Genomic DNA, 18692 nt, shown 5'->3' with positions numbered 1-18692 from the left:
TTAACAAGACAATGTCATTGACGCCAATAATGCAAAAAGGTTCTTTTAATGGCTAATAATACCACTGGATTCACCCGAATTATCAAAGCCGCAGGCTATTCCTGGAAAGGTTTTCGCGCCGCGTGGATTAACGAGGCCGCGTTCCGTCAGGAGAGCGTGGCGGTTCTGCTGGCCGTGGCTATCGCCTGTTGGCTGGATGTGGATGCCATTACGCGCGTGCTGTTGATTGGCTCCGTCATGCTGGTCATGATTGTTGAAATCCTGAACAGCGCCATCGAGGCCGTGGTGGACCGTATTGGTTCTGACTATCACGAACTCTCTGGTCGCGCAAAAGATATGGGCTCGGCGGCGGTGCTGCTCTCTATCATTGTGGCGCTGATCACCTGGGGCATCCTGCTGTGGACACATTTTCGCTAAGGTTTTTTCGACCCTGATTCCATAACAGGTTAAATCTGCTGTTGAATGTGCAGTTTGTGGTTCCAAAATCACCTTTAGCTGTATATACTCACAGCATAACTGTATATACACCCAGGGGGCGGAATGAAAGCGTTAACGGCCAGGCAACAAGAGGTGTTTGATCTCATTCGGGATCACATCAGCCAGACAGGTATGCCACCGACGCGTGCAGAGATCGCACAGCGTTTGGGGTTCCGTTCCCCAAACGCGGCTGAAGAACACCTGAAAGCGCTGGCGCGTAAAGGAGCAATTGAAATCGTCTCCGGCGCTTCTCGCGGCATTCGACTGCTGCAGGAAGAAGAAGAGGGTTTACCGCTCATCGGTCGTGTTGCGGCGGGCGAACCCTTGCTGGCGCAGCAGCACATTGAAGGCCATTATCAGGTGGATCCGTCTTTGTTTAAGCCGAATGCCGATTTCCTGCTGCGCGTCAGCGGAATGTCGATGAAAGATATCGGCATTATGGATGGCGATTTGTTGGCGGTACACAAAACCCAGGATGTGCGTAACGGCCAGGTGGTTGTGGCGCGTATCGACGACGAAGTGACGGTCAAACGCTTGAAAAAACAGGGCAACAAAGTTGAGTTGCTGCCTGAAAACAGCGAATTTAAACCTATCCTGGTTGACCTTCGCGAACAGAATTTCACCATCGAAGGATTGGCCGTTGGCGTCATCCGTAACGGTGAATGGCTGTAGTATTCCTGTAGGCCGGATGAGGCGTTTACGCCGCCATCCGGCACTCTCACCACTCTCGTTATGACCTCTTCTCAGGCTCGCTCCATGCCGTTTTTTGCTCCTGCTGACAAAGCGCTCTGGCGTCTCGCCTTACCGATGATTTTCTCCAATATCACCGTTCCGCTGTTGGGACTGGTGGATACGGCGGTCATTGGTCACCTGGACAGCCCCGTGTATCTCGGCGGGGTGGCGGTGGGGGCGACGGCAACCAGTTTTCTGTTCATGCTCCTGCTCTTTTTACGCATGAGCACGACCGGGTTGACGGCGCAGGCGTTCGGTGCGAAGAATCCTCAGGCGCTGGCGCGGGCTCTGGTGCAACCGCTGATCCTGGCGTTGGGCGCAGGGGCAGTGATTGCGCTCTTTCGTACACCGATTATCGATCTGGCGCTGCACATTGTGGGTGGTAGCGAAGCGGTACTGGAACAGGCAAGACGGTTTCTGGCCATTCGCTGGCTGAGCGCCCCGGCATCGCTGGCGAATCTGGTATTGCTCGGTTGGTTACTGGGCGTACAGTACGCGCGTGCGCCGGTGATCCTGCTGATTGTCGGCAATATCCTGAATATTGTGCTCGACCTCTGGCTGGTGATGGGGTTGCACATGAACGTGCAAGGAGCCGCGCTGGCGACGGTGATCGCGGAATATGCGACGCTGCTGATCGGTTTGTTGATGGTGCGTAAAGTGTTGCACCTGCGTGGCGTCTCCCTCGTTATGCTCAAACAGGCCTGGCGGGGAAACATTCGTCGCCTTCTGGCGCTCAATCGCGACATCATGCTGCGTTCACTGCTGCTGCAACTCTGCTTTGGCGCTATCACCGTACTGGGGGCCAGACTGGGCAGCGATATCATCGCCGTTAACGCCGTATTGATGACGCTGCTGACGTTTACGGCCTATGCGCTGGATGGCTTTGCTTACGCCGTGGAGGCGCATTCCGGTCAGGCCTATGGTGCCCGCGACGGCAGTCAGTTACTGGAAGTCTGGCGTGCCGCGTGCCGCCAGTCAGGTATCGTCGCGCTGCTGTTTTCACTGGTTTATTTACTCGCCGGCGAACCGATCGTTGCGCTGCTGACATCACTACCGCAAATCCAACAACTGGCCGATCGCTACCTGCTCTGGCAGGCGATTTTGCCTCTGGTCGGCGTCTGGTGCTATCTGCTGGATGGCATGTTTATCGGCGCAACGCGGGCGGCTGAAATGCGCAACAGCATGGCAGTGGCCGCTGCCGGGTTTGCGCTGACGCTATTAGCGCTACCCGTGTTGGGTAATCACGGTTTATGGCTGGCGCTGGCGGTATTTCTGGCGCTGCGCGGGCTGTCATTAGCCTGGATCTGGCGGCGTCACTGGCGAAACGGAACCTGGTTTGCTGTCTCGTAATGGTTAAAGATTCTGAATAGTGAATTTAACCCAGAATCTATGACTACACTTAATCTCACGTCCAGCAGAAAACGAACGCAGTTGGGCGGTTTACTCTCACTATTCACAGCCTAATAAAGAGGACTTTATGATGAATAAAGACGAAGTCGGCGGTAACTGGAAACAGTTCAAAGGTAAAGTGAAAGAGCAGTGGGGCAAACTGACCGATGATGATATGACGGTCATTGAAGGTAAGCGTGATCAGCTGGTGGGTAAAATCCAGGAACGTTATGGTTACGCGAAAGACCAGGCGGAGAAAGAGGTCGATAGCTGGGAAAAACGCAACGACTATCGCTGGTAATCCCCCCTCTTACCCGTGAGTACAAGGATGTACACCCCTCTGTTTGCTTCGGGCGGCATCGCGTGCCGCCCACGCCCTTAACGGGGCTTCTTTTTAACCTGAATCGAATGGTCGTGCTGGCACTCGCCAGGATGACGACAGGCTTCTACTTCCACGCAGGCTGAACATAATCCGTGTGCTTCAATGACATTGTGGCGCAGGGCAAATCCCATCTTCGCTGCCAGCGTATGCATAATGTCTTCCACGCCTTCCGCACACTCTTCCTTCACCGCGCCGCAGCGGTCACAGATAAACATGGCGGAAGTATGGGTCGGCTGATCGAACAGGTAGCACAACACGTAGCTGTTGGTGGATTCGACCTTATGCACAAACCCTTGTTCAAGCAGAAAATCGAGGGCGCGATAGACCGTTGGCGGCTTGGCCTGCGGTTCGGATTCACGCAGCAGGTCGAGCAGATCGTAAGCGCTAATCGCGCCTTCCTGCAGGCTCATCAGACGCAACACTTCGAGGCGCTGTGGGGTCAGGCGCACATTGCGTTGCGCGCACAGTTTTTCAGCTTGCGCCAGCAACTCTTGCGTTGTGGTCTTTTCCATTGGGCACCTCGGATCGCGTAGAGTAAGAAAACCCTCACTTTATCATGTTATGGGAGAAACGCCGAGTTCCAGGCCAGAGCGATAAATCGCCCGCTAATCTTTCCCTGATTTACAAACTCTTCTATATATATTGAGGCATGTCACAAAAATAAACGCCCCGGCGATAAAAGGACGGGGCAAAACAGGCAACTTTTTCCTTGTTAATCACAGCAATGCTCCAGCTTTGTCCGGTTGATACTGGCAGAGACGATTTTCACCTGCGAATAAAATGGGCTTACTGTGAATAAAAATTTGAATATTTTGGTGGTGGCGATGACGGGCTCGCTGTTGGCGTCTCAAACCGCGAGTGCCGCGAATTCCTGGACAGAAGCGCGTAATGACGCGATGGGCGGCACGGGCGTGGCGTCAGCAAATTATGGCAGCGGCGTACTCATCAACCCGGCATTATTGGCGAAGTCACAGCCGGATGATGACATTACGGTGATTTTCCCGGCTATCGGTGGACAGATTTCCGACAAGGATAATCTGCGCGATAAGATTGATGATGTCACCGACGACGTGAATAACTACCGCCGCTCCCTGGACAATATCAACCCTCTCGATCTCTTTGTTCCCGGCAGCGCAGGCTACCGGCAGGTGTCTAATGCCGCGGGCGATCTGGCTGACCAACTGGAATCCCTGAAAGGGAAAACGGCCAGTGCGAAGGCCGGGGGCGGGCTTGCGGTCAGCATTCCGAACGATGTGTTAGCCGTGGCCTTTGTGGCGAAAGCCAACGCCCGCGCCCGTGTGAGTTCGTCTATTGATCAGGGCGACATTGACACGTTGCGCGACGTTGAAGCGGTGCCTTCCAGCATCCTGGCGGTGGATCCTGAGAACCTGAAGTCAAAAGGGTTTGGCCGCGCCGCCATTGTCTCTGATTACGGTGTCGCGGTGGCTCGGCAGTTCGACCTGGGCGGTGTACCGGTTTCGGTTGGCGTGACGCCGAAACTGCAAAAAACCTGGCTCTACAACTACACGGTCTCGATTTACGATTTCAATAGCGACGACATCAACAGCAGTCGCTATCGCAACGATGATACCGGTTTTAACGTTGATGCGGGCCTGGCCGCGGACTTTGGCGAACACTGGACGGTTGGCCTGAGCGGGCAAAACCTGTTCTCTCGCGATATCGACACAAAAGAGGTGGCTGGCGTCCGCGATACTTACCAGATTCGACCGTTGGTCACCGCCGGTGTGGCGTGGCAGAACGATCTGCTGACGCTGAGCGCAGACGGTGATTTAACCGAAACTAAAGGCTTCAAAAGCGAGGAAAACTCACAGTATGTTGGCGTCGGTGCTGAAGTCCGACCGCTCGACTGGTTGGCCGTCCGTGCCGGTTATCGTGCTGACGTGAAGGACAATGACAGCAATGTCTTCACCGGCGGTGTCGGGTTTGCCCCGTTCAATCGCGTCCATCTTGATTTGATGGGGCTGTACGGCGAGGACGAAACCTGGGGTGCAGGCGCGCAGGTTAGCGTGACGTTCTGATGAGGATGGCGGGGCAGTATGCCCCGTCTTTCAGCCATGGGCTGCTTTAGTCAACGTATCGTTAATCCATTGATTTACACTTTTCCCGGAGACTTCGGCGGCGATGTTAATCGCCGAATGCACCTCCGGAGAAATACGCAGACTGATCTTTCCACTAGCCGGGCGCAGAGGTTCTCTGCCTTGTTCAGCACAGTAAGAAAGGTAATCATCGACCGCTTCTTCGAAGGCATTGCGAAGATCGGAAACGTTGTCAGCATGGAAACCAATCACATCACGTATACCGGCAACATGCCCGACGAAGCACAAATCTTCGTCACTGTAATCAATTTTGGCGGCATAGCCTTTATAAGTCATGGTGTTCATGGGATCACTCCTACTGCGATAAGAAAGGCCATAGCATCCTTGACCTGATAAACTTTGGCTTCCTTTTCAGGATGTGGGCGATGAAAAGAGGCCACAACCTGATTGATTTCACATCTGACACGGGATCCGTTCCCCTCTGGGACCTTTGCACCTAAGGCAACAAACAGCGCCTCAATTTTTCGCCATTCCAGCGCCGCAGGCGTTGGTAGTGAGAAAATCTGCTGTAATGTTTTTTGGTGTCTGGCGCTTAGTGATGTCATATCAATGCCGTTTCCTTGTGAGTATAATGCCCGCCAGGACAATTTGATGATATCATTTTTTGATAGCACATCAAGGTGAATCGTATCCCTTTCCTGCCTGTGCTATAGTAGCGCCCCCAATTCACCGGATGCTCAAAAAATCACCATGTCACCAGAATTACAATCCGTCTTTCCGGCCCACCGTTTTTCCATCGCACCCATGCTCGACTGGACGGACAGACACTGTCGCTATTTCCTGCGCTTGTTGTCTCGCCAGACGCTGCTCTACACCGAAATGGTGACGACAGGGGCGATTATTCATGGCAAAGGGGATTACCTGGCGTACAGCGAAGAAGAGCATCCGCTCGCGCTGCAACTGGGCGGCAGCGATCCGGCAGCGCTGGCGCACTGTGCGAAGCTGGCTGAGGCGCGCGGCTACGATGAGATTAACCTCAATGTCGGCTGTCCTTCCGATCGCGTGCAGAACGGCATGTTTGGCGCCTGTCTGATGGGCAATGCGCAACTGGTGGCAGATTGCGTAAAGGCGATGCGTGACGTGGTGTCGATTCCGGTGACGGTGAAAACCCGCATTGGTATTGATGACCAGGACAGCTATGAATTTCTCTGTGATTTCATCAGTACGGTGTCCGGTCGCGGTGAGTGCGAGATGTTCATCATCCACGCCCGCAAAGCCTGGCTTTCCGGGTTAAGTCCGAAAGAAAACCGTGAGATCCCGCCGCTGGATTATCCGCGCGTTTATCAACTGAAACGCGACTTCCCGCAGCTGACGATGTCCATCAACGGCGGCATTAAGTCGCTGAATGAGGCGAAGGCGCATCTCGAACATATGGACGGTGTGATGGTTGGCCGCGAGGCTTATCAGAACCCAGGTATTCTGGCCTCTGTCGACCGCGAAATCTTTGGCTCCCCGACCGCTGATGCCGATCCGGTGGCGGTGGTGCGGGCCATGTATCCCTATATCGAGCGTGAACTGAGCCAGGGGACGTATCTCGGCCACATTACGCGCCATATGCTGGGTCTGTTCCAGGGGATCCCTGGGGCGCGCCAGTGGCGTCGTTACCTGAGCGAAAACGCCCATAAAGCCGGTGCCGATATCAATGTGCTGGAGCATGCGCTAAAGCTGGTTGCCGATAAGCGGTAGATTTTCACTAAAAGTTAGTCAATTTCACCACGCCCTGCAAAAATTTGCGGGGCGTTTTGCTGATAAATCAACAAATTAACTTTGGCATGATTTTTGTAATGGATTGTGCAGGAATTCATTATGGGAGAGCATCATGCTGGAACTACTTTTTGTGCTTGGCTTCTTTATCATGCTGATGGTCACCGGCGTCTCGCTGTTGGGCATTCTGGCTGCGCTGGTTGTCGCCGCGTTCGTGATGTTCCTTGGCGGCATGTTTGCACTGATGATCAAACTGCTGCCGTGGCTACTGCTGGCTGTTGCCGTAGTGTGGGTGATCAAGGCGATTAAGTCGCCGAAAGTCCCACAATATCAGCGCAATAACCGTTGGCGTTACTAAAGATGTGAGGGATGCGTCACAACCTGTAATTTTGGCGTCATAACCAAATAGGAATTGATCGTCAAATCTGTCAGTATTGCGCGTCTAACAGATTCATCGAGCTGTACCCTACATACAGCCGAACAAAAAAAGAAAGGGCTTCCCAATGGGAAGCCCAATTTCTTTCTCCCTGTCATAATTAAAGCTGCAGGTGTGTTGGCTGCTGTCACTCACCCCAGTCACTGATTTCAGTAAGCTCCTGAGGATTCGTTCCATTGCCGCCTTCCTGCAACTTGAATGATTCAGGGGAGCCAGGCAGTTAAGGAATCAGCAAACTGGAACCCTGCGTCGCCCGACTCTCCAGTACTTCATGTGCTCGCCGCGCCTCTTTCAACGGATATTTCTGACTGTCTGCCACATCCACTTTGATCACACCGCTGGCGATCAGCGAAAACAGTTCGTTGCTGGCTTCGGTCAGTTCTTCCGCGTTGGTGATGTAGCCCTGAAGAGAAGGGCGCGTGGCGTACAGGGAACCTTTCTGATTCAGAATCCCCAGGTTCACGCCGGTCACTGGCCCCGATGCGTTGCCAAAACTGACCATCAGTCCACGACGTTGCAGACAGTCCAGCGAGGCTTCCCAGGTATCCTTGCCGACGGAGTCATAGACCACGCGGACTTTTTTACCGCCAGTTATCTCTTTTACCCGCTCGACAATGTTCTCTTCGCGATAGTTAATCACCTGCCATGCGCCGGCATCCAGCGCCCGCTGCGCCTTCTGCGCGCTGCCGACGGTGCCAATCAGTTTCGCGCCGAGTGCTTTTGCCCACTGACAGGCAATCAGCCCGACGCCGCCAGCGGCCGCGTGGAACAGGAACGGTTCGTCGGGCTTGATTTCGTAAGTTTTGCGCAGCAGATAAAAAACGGTCAGTCCCTTCAGGAAAGAGGCAGCAGCCTGCTCATAGGAGATGGCATCAGGCAGGATAGCGGCCTTATCAGCCGGTACGTTGTGGACCGAACTGTAGGCGCCGAGCGCGGACTGCGCATACACCACGCGATCGCCCACGTTAATATGGCTGACGCCGCTGCCGACTTTGACGACGACGCCAGCCGCTTCGGTCCCTAAACCGCTGGGCAGCGCGGGAGGCGGATAGAGCCCGCTGCGAATATAGGTATCGATAAAGTTAATGCCGATCGCTTTGTTTTCGACCTGGATTTCGTTCGCCGCCGGATCGGAGGGGGTAAAGTCCACGGCCTGAAGCACGTCAGGGCCGCCATGCTTGTGAAATTCAATTCGTGTTGCCATGATTTCTCCAGTATCATCGGAAGATTAGCTTCAACTCACTTTTATCTCGGTAACTCCATTCACTATGGCAGGAAATAAACCCTTCAACAAACAACAGACTGATGTCCGTGACCGCGACCCACAGGTTGCCGGACTGAAAGTACCGCCGCACTCGATTGAAGCGGAACAGTCGGTGTTGGGCGGTTTAATGCTGGATAACGAGCGCTGGGACGATGTCGCCGAGCGCGTGGTGGCGGAAGATTTTTATACCCGTCCACATCGTCACATCTTCACCGAGATGGGACGGTTGCAGGAAACCGGCAGTCCGATTGACCTGATTACGCTCGCGGAATCGCTGGAGCGACAAGGGCAACTGGACAGCGTCGGCGGTTTTGCTTATCTGGCTGAACTCTCCAAAAATACGCCAAGTGCGGCGAACATCAGCGCGTATGCGGATATCGTGCGCGAACGCGCGGTAGTGCGCGACATGATCGCCGTTGCCCATGAAATTGCCGATGCGGGTTTTGATCCGCAGGGGCGCACCAGTGAAGACTTGCTCGATCTCGCCGAGTCCCGCGTCTTTAAAATCGCGGAAAGCCGCGCCAATAAAGACGAAGGCCCAAAAAACATTGCCGATGTGCTCGACGCAACCGTCGCGCGTATCGAACAACTGTTCCAGCAGCCGCACGACGGGGTGACGGGCGTTAACACCGGCTATGACGATCTCAACAAAAAGACCGCTGGCCTGCAGCCGTCAGATCTGATTATCGTTGCGGCACGTCCGTCGATGGGTAAAACCACGTTTGCGATGAACCTCGTCGAAAACGCGGCGATGTTGCAGGATAAACCGGTTCTTATCTTCAGCCTCGAGATGCCCTCTGAGCAGATTATGATGCGTTCTCTGGCATCGCTGTCCCGCGTGGATCAGACCCGTATTCGTACCGGACAACTGGACGATGAGGACTGGGCGCGGATTTCCGGCACAATGGGCATTCTGCTGGAAAAACGTAACATCTATATCGATGATTCCTCCGGTCTGACGCCAACGGAAGTGCGCTCCCGCGCGCGCCGTATCGCCCGCGAACACGGCGGCATCGGGCTGATTATGATCGACTACCTGCAGTTGATGCGTGTGCCATCGCTGTCCGACAACCGTACGCTGGAGATTGCTGAAATTTCCCGCTCGCTGAAAGCGCTGGCGAAAGAACTGCATGTGCCGGTCGTGGCGCTGTCGCAGCTTAACCGCTCGCTGGAACAACGTGCCGATAAGCGTCCGGTCAACTCCGACCTGCGTGAATCCGGCTCCATCGAACAGGATGCCGACTTGATCATGTTCATCTACCGTGATGAGGTTTATCACGAGAACAGCGATCTGAAAGGTATTGCGGAAATCATCATTGGTAAGCAGCGTAACGGCCCCATCGGGACGGTGCGACTGACCTTTAATGGACAATGGTCGCGCTTTGATAATTATGCGGGACCGCAGTACGACGACGAGTAAATCTCCGTCCTTCTTTTATTAAGGATTTGAAATGCAAGCGGCAACTGTCGTTATTAACCGCCGCGCTCTGCGACACAACCTGCAACGTCTGCGTGAGCTGGCACCCGCCAGTAAGCTGGTTGCGGTCGTGAAAGCGAACGCTTACGGACACGGTCTGTTAGAGACCGCGCGAACGCTCCCCGATGCTGACGCTTTTGGCGTGGCGCGTCTCGAAGAAGCGCTGCGTCTGCGAGCGGGTGGGATTACGCAGCCCATCCTGCTGCTGGAAGGCTTTTTTGAGGCGGCCGATTTGCCCACCATTTCCGCGCAGCGCCTGCATACGGCTGTCCATAACCAGGAACAACTGGCCGCGCTGGAAGCCGCCGAACTGGATGAACCGGTAACCGTGTGGATGAAACTCGACACCGGCATGCATCGCCTGGGTGTCCTTCCCGAAGAGGCGGACGCCTTCTGGCAGCGCCTGACGCAATGTAAAAACGTGCGTCAACCGGTGAATGTCGTCAGCCATTTTGCCCGTGCGGATGAGCCGGAATGCGGTGCGACTGAACGGCAGCTTGATGTGTTCAATACCTTTTGTGAAGGTAAAGCGGGTCAACGCTCAATTGCCGCGTCCGGCGGGATTTTACTCTGGCCGCAGTCACATTTTGACTGGGTGCGACCGGGCATCATTCTCTACGGCGTGTCGCCGCTGGAAAACCAGTCCACGGGAGCAGATTTCGGCTGCCAACCGGTGATGTCGCTGACCTCCAGCCTGATCGCCGTGCGCGAGCATAAAGCGGGTGAGCCGGTAGGCTATGGCGGAACGTGGATCAGTGAACGTGATACGCGCCTTGGCGTCGTGGCGATGGGCTATGGCGATGGTTACCCGCGCGCAGCGCCATCCGGTACGCCGGTGTTGGTGAATGGCCGCGAAGTGCCGATTGTGGGCCGCGTGGCGATGGACATGATTTGCGTTGATCTTGGGCCGCAAGCGACTGACCAGGCCGGTGACCCGGTGATTTTATGGGGAGATGGCCTCCCGGTTGAACGCATTGCGGCAATGACTAAAGTTAGTGCTTACGAACTGATCACCCGCCTGACATCACGGGTGGCGATGAAGTACGTGGATTAAGTACGCCGGTTCCTGCCGGATGGCGCTAACGCTTATCCGGCCTACAAGCGTTTCCCGTATATCGCGTACTGACCGTAGGCCGGATAAGGCGATTACGCCGCCATCCGGCAATATTCCCACCAGATGCTCGATCTTCCACTCCATCCGGTTTATTGTGTCTTAACCCCCTGCCTGTAAACCTGGAGAACCATCGCGTGTTTCAAAAAGTTGACGCCTACGCTGGCGACCCGATTCTGTCGCTCATGGAGCGGTTCAAAGAAGACCCGCGTAGTGACAAAGTGAATCTGAGTATCGGCCTGTATTACAACGAAGACGGGATTATCCCGCAGTTGAAGGCCGTGGAGGAAGCCGAAGCGCGTCTTAACGCGCAACCGCACGGTGCCTCGCTGTATCTGCCGATGGAAGGGTTAAATACCTATCGTCATACTATCGCGCCATTGCTGTTTGGAGCTGACCATCCGGTTCTCCGGCAGCAGCGAGTGGCGACGATCCAGACATTGGGCGGCTCTGGCGCGCTGAAAGTGGGGGCCGATTTCCTGAAGCGCTATTTCCCGGATTCCGGCGTGTGGGTCAGCGACCCGACGTGGGAAAACCACATCGCCATTTTTGAAGGGGCGGGATTTAACGTCAGCACATATCCCTGGTACGACAATGCCACCAACGGCGTGCGTTTCAACGATCTGTTAGCGACCCTGAAAACCCTGCCTGCGCGCAGTATCGTCCTGCTGCATCCTTGCTGCCACAACCCGACCGGTGCAGATTTAACGCATGCGCAGTGGAATGCGGTTATCGAGATCCTGAAAGCGGGCGATCTGATCCCGTTCCTCGACATTGCTTATCAGGGCTTTGGTGCCGGTATGGACGATGATGCCTATGCTATCCGCGCGATTGCCAGCGCCGGACTGCCAGCGCTGGTCAGCAACTCGTTCTCGAAAATCTTCTCTCTGTACGGCGAGCGCGTCGGTGGGCTTTCTGTTGTCTGTGAAGATGCAACTACCGCAGGTCGCGTGCTGGGGCAACTGAAGGCGACCGTCCGCCGTAACTACTCCAGCCCGCCGAACTTTGGCGCACAGGTGGTCGCGACGGTACTCGGCGATGAAGCGCTGAAAGCCAGTTGGCTGGCGGAAGTGGAGGCGATGCGAACCCGTATTCTGGCCATGCGTCAGGAACTGGTGAACGTGCTAACCGCTACGATTCCGGGACGTAATTTCGACTATCTGCTGCAACAGCGCGGTATGTTCAGCTACACCGGGCTGAGCGCGGCTCAGGTCGATCGCCTGCGTGACGAGTTTGGTGTCTATCTGATCGCCAGCGGACGCATGTGCGTGGCTGGTCTGAACGTGGCGAATGTGCAGCGCGTGGCGAAGGCTTTTGCCGCCGTCATGTAATTGCCAGGCCAGATAAGCGCAGCGTCATCCGGCAAAACGCCACTGCCGGATGACGACGAATCGCCTTATCCGGCCTGGCAATGGTCTCTTCCATACTTATGTGATCCTCCTCCTTTTCCGGGACAAAACCGCAGAAAATCCTTCCTTTCACCTGCCGCCGGGGTTATGGTCAGAGGGTTTCTTGAACAATTGGTCTAATAAAATGATAACTAAATGACTTAACAGGGAAAAATATGCGAAGGCTCACACTGGCGCTGAGCGCCATCTGCTTGTTATTCACATTAAACCATTCCGCCAGCGCGCTGGCCTCTTCTCCTTCTCCGCTCAATCCAGGTACTAACGTTGCGAAACTCGCGGAACAAGCCCCCATTCACTGGGTTTCCGTGGCGCAGATCGAAAACAGCCTCGCTGGTCGTCCGCCGATGGTCGTTGGTTTCGACATTGATGACACCGTGCTGTTTTCCAGCCCTGGCTTCTGGCGCGGTAAGAAAACCTGGTCCCCTGACAGCGAAGCGTATCTGAAAACCCCGGCATTCTGGGAGAAAATGAACAACGGCTGGGATGAGTTCAGTATTCCAAAAGAGGTCGCCCGTCTGCTGATCGATATGCACGTCCGTCGCGGCGACAGCATCTTTTTTATTACCGGACGTTCGCCGACAAAAACCGAAACCGTGTCGAAAACGCTGGCCGATAACTTCCACATTCCGGCGACAAATATGAATCCGGTGATTTTCGCCGGAGATAAGCCCGGTCAGAACACCAAAACGCAGTGGTTGCAGGATAAAAATATCCGCATGTTCTATGGCGATTCGGACAACGACATTACCGCCGCGCGCGATGCGGGCATTCGTGGGATACGAATCCTGCGCGCCTCAAACTCGACTTACAAACCGCTGCCGCAGGCTGGCGGGTATGGCGAAGAGGTGATCGTAAACTCGGAGTATTAAAAAGCGGGGAGGGCATTTGCTGTTTTTTTAAACAAAATTGATCTGTCAGCTTTTACCTTTTGCAGTCTTGCTGCACACTGAGTAGATGACATTTCAGTGGAGCATCACGCTTGCAAGGGGAATAACGATGACCAATTCGGAGTTACTGCAATACTGCATGGCGAAAATCGGCGCGGAGCAGAGTGTGCACAGTGACTGGAAAGCCACACAAATCAAAGTTGAAGATGTGCTCTTTGCCATGGTGAAAGAGGTGGAAGATCGCCCGGCGGTATCTCTGAAAACCAGCCCCGAACTGGCAGAACTATTACGTCAGCAGCACAGCGATGTGCGTCCGAGCCGACATCTCAATAAGGCGCACTGGAGCACCGTCTACCTCGACGGCTCGTTGCCGGATTCACAAATCTATTATCTGGTGGATGCGTCCTACCAACAGGCGGTTAATACGCTACCGGAAGAGAAACGCAAACAGTTGCAATGAACAACGCCGTTCACATCTTCACATGAACGGCGTTTTGCGTTTTACAGCATCGGTTTGAGGAAGCGGGCAGTATGCGATGTTTCACATTCCGCCACGGTCTCAGGCGTACCGGAAACGAGGATTTCCCCACCGCCGCTACCGCCCTCCGGTCCCAGGTCGACTATCCAGTCCGCCGTTTTGATGACGTCCAGGTTGTGCTCAATCACCACGATAGTGTTGCCCTGATCGCGTAACTGATGGAGCACGTCCAGCAGTTGCTGAATATCAGCAAAGTGCAGACCGGTAGTCGGTTCATCCAGAATATAGAGCGTCTGACCGGTACCGCGTTTCGACAGTTCGCGCGCTAACTTCACGCGCTGCGCTTCGCCACCGGAAAGCGTCGTCGCCGACTGGCCAAGACGAATGTAGGTCAGCCCTACGTCCATCAGGGTTTGCAGCTTACGCGCCAGCGCCGGGACGGCATCAAAGAACTCGCGGGCTTCTTCGATAGTCATATCCAGCACTTCGTGGATGGTTTTACCCTTGTACTTAATCTCCAGCGTTTCGCGGTTATAGCGTTTGCCTTTGCACTGGTCGCACGGCACGTAAATATCCGGCAGGAAGTGCATCTCGACTTTAATCACGCCATCGCCCTGACAGGCTTCGCAACGCCCACCACGAACGTTAAAGCTGAAACGCCCTGGCGTATAGCCGCGTGAGCGCGACTCCGGTACCCCGGCAAACAGTTCGCGCACCGGCGTAAAGACCCCGGTATAGGTCGCCGGGTTGGAACGCGGCGTCCGCCCAATCGGGCTCTGGTCGATGTCGATAACCTTGTCGAAATGCTCCAGCCCCTGCACGTCGCGGTACGGCGCCGGTTCGGCGATCGTTGCGCCGTTCAACTGGCGCTGAGCAATCGGGAACAGCGTATCGTTGATCAGGGTCGATTTACCGGAACCCGACACGCCGGTGATGCAGGTGAACAGCCCCACGGGCAGGGTCAGCGTCACGTCTTTCAGGTTGTTGCCGCGTGCGCCGGTCAGTTTCAGCACTTTTTCCGGATTCGCTGGCACGCGCTGTTTCGGCACTGCAATCTTGCGCTTGCCGCTCATGTACTGGCCGGTCAGTGATTCCGGTACCGCCATAATGGCTTCCAGCGGACCTTCGGCAACCACTTCGCCACCGTGGACGCCGGCTCCCGGACCGATATCAATCACGTGGTCGGCGGCGCGAATTGCATCTTCATCGTGCTCCACCACAATCACGGTATTGCCAAGATTACGCAGGTGGATCAGCGTCCCCAGCAGACGTTCGTTATCGCGCTGGTGAAGACCGATGGACGGTTCATCCAGCACGTACATTACGCCGACCAGCCCGGCACCAATCTGACTTGCCAGACGAATACGCTGGGCTTCGCCGCCGGAGAGCGTTTCCGCGGAACGGGACAGCGTCAGGTAGTTAAGGCCGACGTTGACCAGGAACTTGAGGCGATCGCCAATCTCTTTGAGGATTTTCTCTGCAATCTTTGCCCGCTGGCCTGCGAGTTTGAGATTGTTGAAGAAGTCCATCGCGTGGCCGATGCTCATGTCGGAGATGGTCGGCAGCGGCGTATTCTCAACGAAGACGTGGCGCGCTTCGCGACGCAGACGGGTTCCTTCACAGCTGGCGCACGGGCGGTTGCTGATGAACTTGGCTAGCTCTTCACGTACCGCACTGGATTCCGTCTCTTTATAGCGGCGTTCCATGTTGTGCAGCACGCCTTCAAACGGATGGCGGCGCACGGAGGTGTCGCCACGATCGTTCATATACTTAAATTCAATATTGTCTTTACCGGAGCCGTACAGCACCACTTTGTGCACGTTCGCATTCAGGCTGGCCCACGGGGCCTCAACGTCGAACTTATAGTGCTCCGCCAGCGATTTCAGCATCTGGAAATAATAGAAGTTCCGACGATCCCAGCCGCGGATGGCTCCGCCTGCCAGCGACAACTCAGGGTTCTGGATCACGCGATCGGGGTCGAAATACTGCTGTACACCGAGGCCGTCGCAGGTTGGACAGGCACCCGCCGGGTTGTTAAAGGAGAACAGGCGCGGTTCCAGTTCGCGCATGCTGTAGCCACAAATTGGGCAGGCGAAGTTGGCGGAAAAGAGCAGTTCTTCTGCTTTTTCGTCGTCCATATCGGCAACTACCGCCGTCCCGCCGGAAAGTTCCAGCGCGGTTTCAAACGATTCCGCCAGACGGGTACTGAGATCGTCACGCACTTTGAAACGATCGATCACTACTTCGATGGTGTGTTTCTTCTGCAGTTCCAGCTTGGGCGGATCGGAGAGGTCACACACTTCGCCATCAATGCGGGCGCGGATATAACCCTGGCTTGCCAGGTTTTCCAGCGTTTTGGTGTGCTCGCCCTTACGCTCTTTAATGACCGGCGCCAGCAGCATCAGGCGCTTGCCTTCCGGTTGTGACAGGACGTTATCCACCATTTGACTGACGGTCTGCGCCGCCAGCGGGACATCGTGATCCGGACAGCGCGGTTCGCCAACACGAGCAAACAGCAGACGCAGGTAGTCGTGGATCTCGGTAATAGTACCGACCGTGGAGCGCGGGTTATGAGACGTCGACTTCTGTTCAATTGAGATAGCGGGCGACAGCCCCTCAATATGATCGACATCCGGCTTTTCCATTAGCGACAGAAACTGACGCGCATAGGCAGAAAGGGATTCAACGTAACGACGCTGCCCTTCGGCATACAAGGTGTCGAAAGCGAGCGAGGATTTGCCTGACCCCGAAAGCCCGGTCACGACAATCAGTTTGTCGCGGGGGATGACGAGGTTGATGTTTTTGAGATTATGGGTGCGGGCGCCCCGAACTTCGATCTTATCCATTCACCTTTCCCGGATTAAACGCTTTTTTGCCCGGGGCAGCAGGGTGCCACCGGCGATCACAAACGGTTAATTATGACACAATAAAACCTGAATGGATATACAGTATTGGAATGCAAAACACAGAGTCTTGTGTAACAATACCCGGCTGAAGTTGTTTCGCGGAATCCGCGTCGCAACGTAGTAAAATCGCTATTGGTAATGCTACAATCGCGCGTTTACACTTATTAAGAAACGTTTTCAGGAGACTCGATCATGGCCAGCAGAGGCGTAAATAAGGTTATTCTCGTGGGTAATCTGGGCCAGGACCCGGAAGTACGCTACATGCCGAATGGTGGCGCTGTCGCCAACATCACGCTGGCTACTTCCGAATCCTGGCGTGACAAGCAGACCGGCGAGATGAAAGAGCAGACGGAATGGCACCGCGTTGTGCTGTTCGGCAAACTGGCGGAAGTGGCCAGCGAATATCTGCGTAAAGGTTCTCAGGTCTACATTGAAGGTCAGTTGCGTACCCGCAAATGGACCGATCAGTCCGGTGTTGAGAAATACACCACGGAAGTGGTGGTGAACGTTGGCGGCACCATGCAAATGCTGGGTGGTCGTCAGGGGGGTGGCGCCCCGGCGGGGGGTCAGCAGCAGCAGGGCAGTTGGGGTCAGCCTCAGCAGCCACAGGGCGGTAACCAGTTCAGCGGCGGCGCGCAGTCTCGTCCGCAGCAGCAGTCTGCGCCAGCAGCACCATCCAATGAACCGCCGATGGATTTCGACGACGATATCCCGTTCTGATCATTATTCATGTCGAATTCTCAGTATCGTTATAAGACCCCGTGAAAGCGGGGTTTTTTGTCAGTTTATCTCCCGCAAAGTAAATAAACCTACATACTTTTCAATAAGATAATTAAATTGCCTGTGATCAAATCGTAGGTGGGATTATCGGTTATCCTGCGTTCGCAACTTTCACCCATTAAGACTGAACCTTGCCGGGCTTTTCAGGGAAACACGATCAGCCTGTCAGCGAACATAAGGAAATTAGAATGAACAAAGCCATTTTAATGCCGGTTGATATTCTGGCGATGGACCTTTCTGACAAAGCGATTGCCTGGGCCGATCATATGCTCAATAGAGAAGAGGGCGTTCTGCATCTCCTGCACGTTTTCCCCAAGCTGCACACGTCGCCGATTCGCGGTTTTGCTTCGGATATCAAAAAATACGAAGAGTACATGACCAACGATGCGCAGGAGAAAATGCTCGCCCTGGCGAGAAAATTCAAAACGCCGCTGGAGAGGATTCGCTTTGAAGTCCGTCATGGCAATATTCGTGATGAAGTGAATAACGCGGTAATCGCACATAACGCCGAAATGATTATTATCGGCTCGCGCAAGCCGGGGATTGCCACCCATCTGCTGGGCTCGGCAGCCGCCAATATTTTACGTTACGCAAAGGTGCCGGTAATGGTTGTGCGTTAATCCGTTATCGCATTTGAAAAAAGGCCTCCCAATATGTGGGAGTAATGCCGATCAGTTAAGGATCGGTTGAACGATCCAGTGGTTGTGTAAGAATCCGGAAATGCTCACCCGTTTCCGGATTTTTTTATGCACCTTGGACAGGCTGTTGATCTGGTATCCCGTTACGATTCTCTGCGTAATCCACTGACTTCTCTGGGCGACTATCTGGACCCGGAACTGCTCTCCCGCTGTCTGGCCGAAGCCGGCACCGTCACCCTGCGCAAGCGTCGTCTTCCGCTGGAAATGATGGTCTGGTGTATTGTCGGCATGGCCCTTGAACGAAAGGAACCCCTTCATCAGATCGTGAACCGGCTGGACATCATGCTGCCGGGCAGTCGTCCCTTTGTCGCACCCAGCGCGGTGATCCAGGCCCGGCAGCGTCTGGGCAGCGAGGCCGTCCGGCGCGTGTTCACGCAAACAGCACAACTCTGGCATCATAGCACTCCACATCCACACTGGTGCGGCCTGACCCTGCTGGCCATCG

The 18692-nt window shown here is 54.9% G+C and carries 20 protein-coding genes; 15 read left to right on the top strand and 5 right to left on the bottom strand.

From position 1 onward, the window contains the following. Positions 1–48 precede the first annotated feature (48 nt). The 4 genes from OGY35_RS12835 (at position 49) to OGY35_RS12820 (ending at position 2899) form a co-directional block, all read left to right on the top strand. Positions 49–417 carry a diacylglycerol kinase gene (locus tag OGY35_RS12835; protein WP_152401427.1) on the top strand — a complete coding sequence of 123 codons (369 nt, stop codon included), beginning with the start codon at positions 49–51 and terminating at the stop codon, positions 415–417. Positions 418–540: 123 nt separating this feature from the next. Continuing rightward, positions 541–1149 carry a transcriptional repressor LexA gene (lexA, locus tag OGY35_RS12830; protein ID WP_042321072.1) on the top strand — a complete coding sequence of 203 codons (609 nt, stop codon included), beginning with the start codon at positions 541–543 and terminating at the stop codon, positions 1147–1149. An 84-nt stretch (positions 1150–1233) separates the two neighbouring features. Continuing rightward, a complete protein-coding gene (dinF, locus tag OGY35_RS12825; RefSeq protein ID WP_286632448.1) occupies positions 1234–2559 on the top strand; it encodes an MATE family efflux transporter DinF in 1326 nt (441 codons plus the stop codon). Between the two features lie 130 nt (positions 2560–2689). Further along, complete coding sequence (locus OGY35_RS12820) at positions 2690–2899, top strand: CsbD family protein (protein WP_042321477.1); 210 nt, start codon at positions 2690–2692, stop codon at positions 2897–2899. A gap of 77 nt (positions 2900–2976) precedes the next feature. Here the strand turns inward: OGY35_RS12820 and zur are convergent, their stop codons facing one another. Beyond that, positions 2977–3492: a zinc uptake transcriptional repressor Zur gene (gene zur / locus OGY35_RS12815; protein WP_042321076.1), complete on the bottom strand. Its 516-nt coding sequence runs from the start codon at positions 3490–3492 to the stop codon at positions 2977–2979. 312 nt (positions 3493–3804) lie between these two features. Between zur and OGY35_RS12810 the strand changes: the two genes are divergently transcribed. Further along, the gene (locus OGY35_RS12810) at positions 3805–5019 is read left to right on the top strand and encodes a conjugal transfer protein TraF (protein ID WP_286632478.1); all 1215 of its coding nucleotides are present in this window, start codon (positions 3805–3807) and stop codon (positions 5017–5019) included. A gap of 30 nt (positions 5020–5049) precedes the next feature. Here the strand turns inward: OGY35_RS12810 and OGY35_RS12805 are convergent, their stop codons facing one another. Both OGY35_RS12805 and OGY35_RS12800 read right to left on the bottom strand, forming a co-directional pair. After that, positions 5050–5382, bottom strand: a complete 333-nt coding sequence (locus tag OGY35_RS12805) for a type II toxin-antitoxin system HicB family antitoxin (RefSeq protein ID WP_046493903.1) — start codon at positions 5380–5382, stop codon at positions 5050–5052. Further along, complete coding sequence (locus OGY35_RS12800; RefSeq protein ID WP_286632447.1) at positions 5379–5642, bottom strand: type II toxin-antitoxin system HicA family toxin; 264 nt, start codon at positions 5640–5642, stop codon at positions 5379–5381. The genes OGY35_RS12805 and OGY35_RS12800 overlap by 4 nt, the downstream gene beginning before the upstream one ends. Before the next feature lie 145 nt (positions 5643–5787). Between OGY35_RS12800 and dusA the strand changes: the two genes are divergently transcribed. Further along, entirely contained in the window at positions 5788–6783 is a 996-nt protein-coding gene (gene dusA, locus OGY35_RS12795; protein ID WP_286632446.1) for a tRNA dihydrouridine(20/20a) synthase DusA, read from the top strand. Between the two features lie 133 nt (positions 6784–6916). After that, positions 6917–7159, top strand: a complete 243-nt coding sequence (gene pspG / locus OGY35_RS12790) for an envelope stress response protein PspG (protein WP_046493907.1) — start codon at positions 6917–6919, stop codon at positions 7157–7159. Positions 7160–7457: 298 nt separating this feature from the next. Here the strand turns inward: pspG and OGY35_RS12785 are convergent, their stop codons facing one another. After that, positions 7458–8441: a quinone oxidoreductase gene (locus OGY35_RS12785; protein WP_152401434.1), complete on the bottom strand. Its 984-nt coding sequence runs from the start codon at positions 8439–8441 to the stop codon at positions 7458–7460. Positions 8442–8505: 64 nt separating this feature from the next. On the opposite strand from OGY35_RS12785, the gene dnaB reads away from it, so the two are divergent. From dnaB to OGY35_RS12760, 5 genes are all read left to right on the top strand, one after another. Beyond that, positions 8506–9921 (top strand): replicative DNA helicase, encoded by a 1416-nt coding sequence (gene dnaB, locus OGY35_RS12780; RefSeq protein WP_042321088.1) that lies wholly within the window; start codon positions 8506–8508, stop codon positions 9919–9921. 31 nt (positions 9922–9952) lie between these two features. Then, positions 9953–11032 (top strand): alanine racemase, encoded by a 1080-nt coding sequence (gene alr, locus OGY35_RS12775; RefSeq protein ID WP_286632445.1) that lies wholly within the window; start codon positions 9953–9955, stop codon positions 11030–11032. A 194-nt stretch (positions 11033–11226) separates the two neighbouring features. After that, positions 11227–12420: an aromatic amino acid transaminase gene (gene tyrB / locus OGY35_RS12770; RefSeq protein WP_286632444.1), complete on the top strand. Its 1194-nt coding sequence runs from the start codon at positions 11227–11229 to the stop codon at positions 12418–12420. A gap of 233 nt (positions 12421–12653) precedes the next feature. Continuing rightward, positions 12654–13367, top strand: a complete 714-nt coding sequence (gene aphA, locus OGY35_RS12765; protein ID WP_152401441.1) for an acid phosphatase AphA — start codon at positions 12654–12656, stop codon at positions 13365–13367. A gap of 127 nt (positions 13368–13494) precedes the next feature. Further along, entirely contained in the window at positions 13495–13845 is a 351-nt protein-coding gene (locus OGY35_RS12760) for an MmcQ/YjbR family DNA-binding protein (RefSeq protein ID WP_061075572.1), read from the top strand. A 41-nt stretch (positions 13846–13886) separates the two neighbouring features. Here the strand turns inward: OGY35_RS12760 and uvrA are convergent, their stop codons facing one another. Then, positions 13887–16709: an excinuclease ABC subunit UvrA gene (gene uvrA, locus OGY35_RS12755; RefSeq protein WP_286632443.1), complete on the bottom strand. Its 2823-nt coding sequence runs from the start codon at positions 16707–16709 to the stop codon at positions 13887–13889. A 252-nt stretch (positions 16710–16961) separates the two neighbouring features. On the opposite strand from uvrA, the gene ssb1 reads away from it, so the two are divergent. The 3 genes from ssb1 to OGY35_RS12740 form a co-directional block, all read left to right on the top strand. Further along, positions 16962–17489 carry a single-stranded DNA-binding protein SSB1 gene (ssb1, locus tag OGY35_RS12750; RefSeq protein ID WP_046493925.1) on the top strand — a complete coding sequence of 176 codons (528 nt, stop codon included), beginning with the start codon at positions 16962–16964 and terminating at the stop codon, positions 17487–17489. Between the two features lie 248 nt (positions 17490–17737). Further along, positions 17738–18169: a universal stress protein gene (locus OGY35_RS12745; protein ID WP_152401445.1), complete on the top strand. Its 432-nt coding sequence runs from the start codon at positions 17738–17740 to the stop codon at positions 18167–18169. Positions 18170–18295: 126 nt separating this feature from the next. Then, positions 18296–18692: transposase domain-containing protein (locus OGY35_RS12740; protein WP_286631380.1), on the top strand; the 397-nt coding region annotated here is incomplete at its 3' end.

This window comes from Citrobacter sp. Ct235, from assembly GCF_030332305.1.
GTDB lineage: Bacteria > Pseudomonadota > Gammaproteobacteria > Enterobacterales > Enterobacteriaceae > Citrobacter_A > Citrobacter_A telavivensis.
This window is presented reverse-complemented; position numbering and strand designations above follow the sequence as displayed.

What these genes read in the sequence shown, in the direction of transcription:
- OGY35_RS12785 (WP_152401434.1), bottom strand. Translation starts at nt 8,441, where the DNA reads ATGGCAACACGAATTGAATTTCACAAGCATGGCGGCCCTGACGTGCTT.
- OGY35_RS12810 (WP_286632478.1), top strand. Translation starts at nt 3,805, where the DNA reads ATGACGGGCTCGCTGTTGGCGTCTCAAACCGCGAGTGCCGCGAATTCC.
- dusA (WP_286632446.1), top strand. Translation starts at nt 5,788, where the DNA reads ATGTCACCAGAATTACAATCCGTCTTTCCGGCCCACCGTTTTTCCATC.
- zur (WP_042321076.1), bottom strand. Translation starts at nt 3,492, where the DNA reads ATGGAAAAGACCACAACGCAAGAGTTGCTGGCGCAAGCTGAAAAACTG.
- ssb1 (WP_046493925.1), top strand. Translation starts at nt 16,962, where the DNA reads ATGGCCAGCAGAGGCGTAAATAAGGTTATTCTCGTGGGTAATCTGGGC.
- OGY35_RS12800 (WP_286632447.1), bottom strand. Translation starts at nt 5,642, where the DNA reads ATGACATCACTAAGCGCCAGACACCAAAAAACATTACAGCAGATTTTC.
- uvrA (WP_286632443.1), bottom strand. Translation starts at nt 16,709, where the DNA reads ATGGATAAGATCGAAGTTCGGGGCGCCCGCACCCATAATCTCAAAAAC.
- OGY35_RS12745 (WP_152401445.1), top strand. Translation starts at nt 17,738, where the DNA reads ATGAACAAAGCCATTTTAATGCCGGTTGATATTCTGGCGATGGACCTT.
- alr (WP_286632445.1), top strand. Translation starts at nt 9,953, where the DNA reads ATGCAAGCGGCAACTGTCGTTATTAACCGCCGCGCTCTGCGACACAAC.
- OGY35_RS12835 (WP_152401427.1), top strand. Translation starts at nt 49, where the DNA reads ATGGCTAATAATACCACTGGATTCACCCGAATTATCAAAGCCGCAGGC.
- OGY35_RS12805 (WP_046493903.1), bottom strand. Translation starts at nt 5,382, where the DNA reads ATGAACACCATGACTTATAAAGGCTATGCCGCCAAAATTGATTACAGT.
- dinF (WP_286632448.1), top strand. Translation starts at nt 1,234, where the DNA reads ATGCCGTTTTTTGCTCCTGCTGACAAAGCGCTCTGGCGTCTCGCCTTA.
- pspG (WP_046493907.1), top strand. Translation starts at nt 6,917, where the DNA reads ATGCTGGAACTACTTTTTGTGCTTGGCTTCTTTATCATGCTGATGGTC.
- OGY35_RS12760 (WP_061075572.1), top strand. Translation starts at nt 13,495, where the DNA reads ATGACCAATTCGGAGTTACTGCAATACTGCATGGCGAAAATCGGCGCG.
- OGY35_RS12820 (WP_042321477.1), top strand. Translation starts at nt 2,690, where the DNA reads ATGAATAAAGACGAAGTCGGCGGTAACTGGAAACAGTTCAAAGGTAAA.
- dnaB (WP_042321088.1), top strand. Translation starts at nt 8,506, where the DNA reads ATGGCAGGAAATAAACCCTTCAACAAACAACAGACTGATGTCCGTGAC.
- aphA (WP_152401441.1), top strand. Translation starts at nt 12,654, where the DNA reads ATGCGAAGGCTCACACTGGCGCTGAGCGCCATCTGCTTGTTATTCACA.
- lexA (WP_042321072.1), top strand. Translation starts at nt 541, where the DNA reads ATGAAAGCGTTAACGGCCAGGCAACAAGAGGTGTTTGATCTCATTCGG.